This window comes from Inquilinus sp., assembly GCF_057815775.1.
This window is the reverse complement of the sequence record NZ_JBYRFX010000710.1, coordinates 1-3127: the sequence shown is the minus strand read 5'-3', so window position 1 is coordinate 3127 and position 3127 is coordinate 1. Positions and strand designations below refer to the sequence as shown.

Sequence of the window (3127 nt, the reverse complement as noted above, 5' to 3'; positions counted from 1 at the left end):
GAGGAACACCGTGGCAGACACCGTGAAGACCAGCCAGGCCGCCGTCGAAAAGAACCTCGCCCAGGGCCTCGCCCTGTCGAAGGAGCATTTCGAGAAGACCACCATCGCCGCCACCAAGGGCTTCGACGACCTCGTCACCCTCGCCAAGGGCAATGTCGACGCCTTCTTCGCGTCGGCCGCCGTCTTCGCCCAGGGCACCGAGCAGCTGAGCCGCGCCTGGTTCGCGCTGCAGCAGGGTGCCGCCGAGCAGGCCGCCGAGGCGACCCGTTCGCTGTTCGCCGCCAAGACCCTGCGTGAGGTCGTCGACCTGCAGTCGACCTACAGCAAGACCGCCTTCGACGGCTTCGTCGCCGAGAGCAGCAAGCTGTCGGAGCTGGGCCTGAAGGTCACCAACGATGCCGTCGCGCCGATCGCCGCGCGCGTCAACGTCGCCGTCGAGAAGCTGTCCAAGCCGCTCGCCGCCTGATCCGGTCCATCTTCCTCCCTGGACCCGGTGCCCACGGCCCCGGCGACTCTGTCGCCGGGGCCGTTCGCATTTCAGCTTTCTGCGTGCGGGGGTCTACAACTCGGCCCCTTGGAGCACTATCATCTTGGCTGGGTTCAAAACCGATAGAACGCATCCCATATCCATGAGCGATATCGAACGGAAGGATGATCAGGGAGACGGCAACGACGCCGGCACCGGAGTCGTCATTCAGACCAAGCCACGGACGAAGAAGCCGTCCATGTACAAGGTCCTGATGCTGAATGACGATTACACGCCGATGGAGTTCGTCGTCCATATCCTGGAGCGCTTCTTCGCGAAGAGCCGCGAGGAAGCGACCACCATCATGCTCCATGTTCACCGGCGGGGTGTGGGCGTCTGCGGCGTTTTCACCTACGAGGTGGCGGAGACCAAGGTGGCTCAGGTGATGGACTTCGCGCGCCGCAACCAGCATCCTCTACAATGTATTCTTGAGAAGGCCTGACCAACGGCTTGGGTAGGCCCTTCCGGCATGGGGACGACCGATGCTCTCGCGTAATCTCGAGCAGACGCTGCACAGGGCTCTCGCTTTCGCCAATGAGCGACGGCACGAATACGCCACGCTCGAGCACCTGCTGCTCGCGCTGTCCGAGGACCAGGATGCGGTCGCGGTGATGCGCGCCTGCGGCGTCAACATCGAAAAGCTGCGCCGCGACCTTGTCGGCTACATCGACACGGAGCTGGCGACCCTGAAGATCGACGGGATCGAGGACGCGAAGCCGACCGCCGGCTTCCAGCGGGTGCTGCAGCGTGCCGCGATCCATGTCCAGTCTTCGGGCCGCGAGGAGGTCACCGGCGCCAACGTGCTGGTCGCCCTGTTCTCCGAGCGTGAGAGCCATGCGGTGTACTTCCTGCAGGAGCAGGACATGTCCCGCTTCGACGCGGTCAACTACATCAGCCACGGGATCGCCAAAGCCGGCGCCTCGGGCGGGGCCCGGACCGGGTCCGGATCGGGCGAATCACCGCGTCCGGTCTCGGGCGCCGACGAGGATGCGCAGGCGGAGAAGGTCGTGAAGAAGGGCTCGGAGGCGCTCAGGACCTATTGCGTCAACCTCAACGAGAAGGCGACGAAGGGCAAGATCGACCCCTTGATCGGCCGCGAGGCCGAGATCGAGCGGACGATCCAGATCCTGTGCCGCCGCTCGAAGAACAACCCGCTCTATGTCGGCGACCCCGGGGTCGGCAAGACCGCGATCGCGGAAGGCCTGGCCCGCCGCATCGTCGATGGCGAAGTGCCGCCGGTGCTGGCCGATGCCACCATCTTCGCGCTCGACATGGGCGCGCTCTTGGCCGGCACCCGCTACCGCGGCGACTTCGAGGAGCGGCTGAAGGCCGTGATGAACGAGTTGGAGAACCTGCCCGGCGCGGTGCTGTTCATCGACGAGATCCACACCGTGATCGGCGCCGGCGCCACCTCCGGCGGGGCGATGGATGCCTCCAACCTGCTGAAGCCGGCGCTGGCTTCGGGCGCGCTGAAGTGCATCGGGTCGACCACCTACAAGGAATACCGGAACTACTTCGAGAAGGACCGCGCCCTGGTCCGCCGGTTCCAGAAGATCGACGTCAACGAGCCGACGATCGAGGACACGATCAAAATCCTGCAGGGGCTGAAGACCTATTACGAGAAGCACCACCAGGTGCGCTACACGGCCGATGCCATCCGCACCGCGGTGGAGCTGTCGGCCCGCTACATCGGCGACCGCAAGCTGCCGGACAAGGCGATCGACGTGATCGACGAGGCCGGTGCTGCCCAGATGCTGCTGCCGCCGTCGCGGCGGAAGAAGACCATCGGCATGCGTGACGTCGAGGCGGTCGTGGCGAAGATTGCCCGGATCCCGCCGAAGAGCGTCAGCCGCGACGACAAGACGATGCTGCAGACCCTTGACCGCGACCTGAAGACCCTGGTGTTCGGCCAGGACCCGGCGATCGACGCCCTGTCGGCGGCGATCAAGCTGGCCCGCGCCGGCCTGCGCGAGCCGGAGAAGCCGATCGGCAACTACCTGTTCTCCGGCCCGACCGGCGTCGGCAAGACCGAGGTGGCGCGCCAGCTGTCCAAGCTGCTCGGCATCGAGCTGGTGCGGTTCGACATGTCGGAATACATGGAGCGGCACTCGATCAGCCGGCTGATCGGCGCCCCGCCGGGCTATGTCGGCTTCGACCAGGGTGGCCTGATGACCGACTCGGTCGACCAGCATCCGCATTGCGTGCTGCTGCTGGACGAGATCGAGAAGGCGCATCCGGATGTGTTCAACATCCTGCTGCAGATCATGGATCACGGGAAGCTGACCGATCACAACGGCAAGTCGGTCGATTTCCGCAACGTCATCCTGATCATGACCACGAACGCCGGCGCCACCGAGCTGACCAAGCAGTCGATCGGCTTCGGCGCCAGCCGCAAGGACGATGCGGGGACGGAGGCGATCAACCGGATGTTCACGCCGGAGTTCCGCAACCGCCTCGACGCCACCATCGCCTTCGGCCATCTGGCGCCGGAGATCGTGGCCCAGGTGGTCGACAAGTTCGTGATCCAGCTCGAGACCCAGCTGGCCGACCGCCACGTCACCATCGAGCTGTCCTCGACGGCGCGGCAGTGGCTGGTGAAGC

At 65.5% G+C, this 3127-nt stretch carries 3 protein-coding genes; all 3 read left to right on the top strand.

Annotated elements, in window-relative coordinates; genetic code table 11:
* The coding region (locus AC3XYG_RS24760; protein ID WP_489142531.1) for a phasin family protein at positions 1 to 466 on the top strand (466 nt) is incomplete at its 5' end.
* Between the two features lie 163 nt (positions 467 to 629).
* Positions 630 to 968, top strand: coding sequence for an ATP-dependent Clp protease adapter ClpS (gene clpS, locus AC3XYG_RS24755; protein WP_489142530.1), 339 nt, complete (start codon positions 630 to 632; stop codon positions 966 to 968).
* A 40-nt stretch (positions 969 to 1008) separates the two neighbouring features.
* On the top strand, positions 1009 to 3127 hold a 2119-nt coding region (gene clpA / locus AC3XYG_RS24750; RefSeq protein ID WP_489142529.1), incomplete at its 3' end, for an ATP-dependent Clp protease ATP-binding subunit ClpA.

Coding starts and splice junctions, on each gene's coding strand:
- clpS (WP_489142530.1), top strand. CDS start 630: ATGAGCGATATCGAACGGAAGGATGATCAGGGAGACGGCAACGACGCC.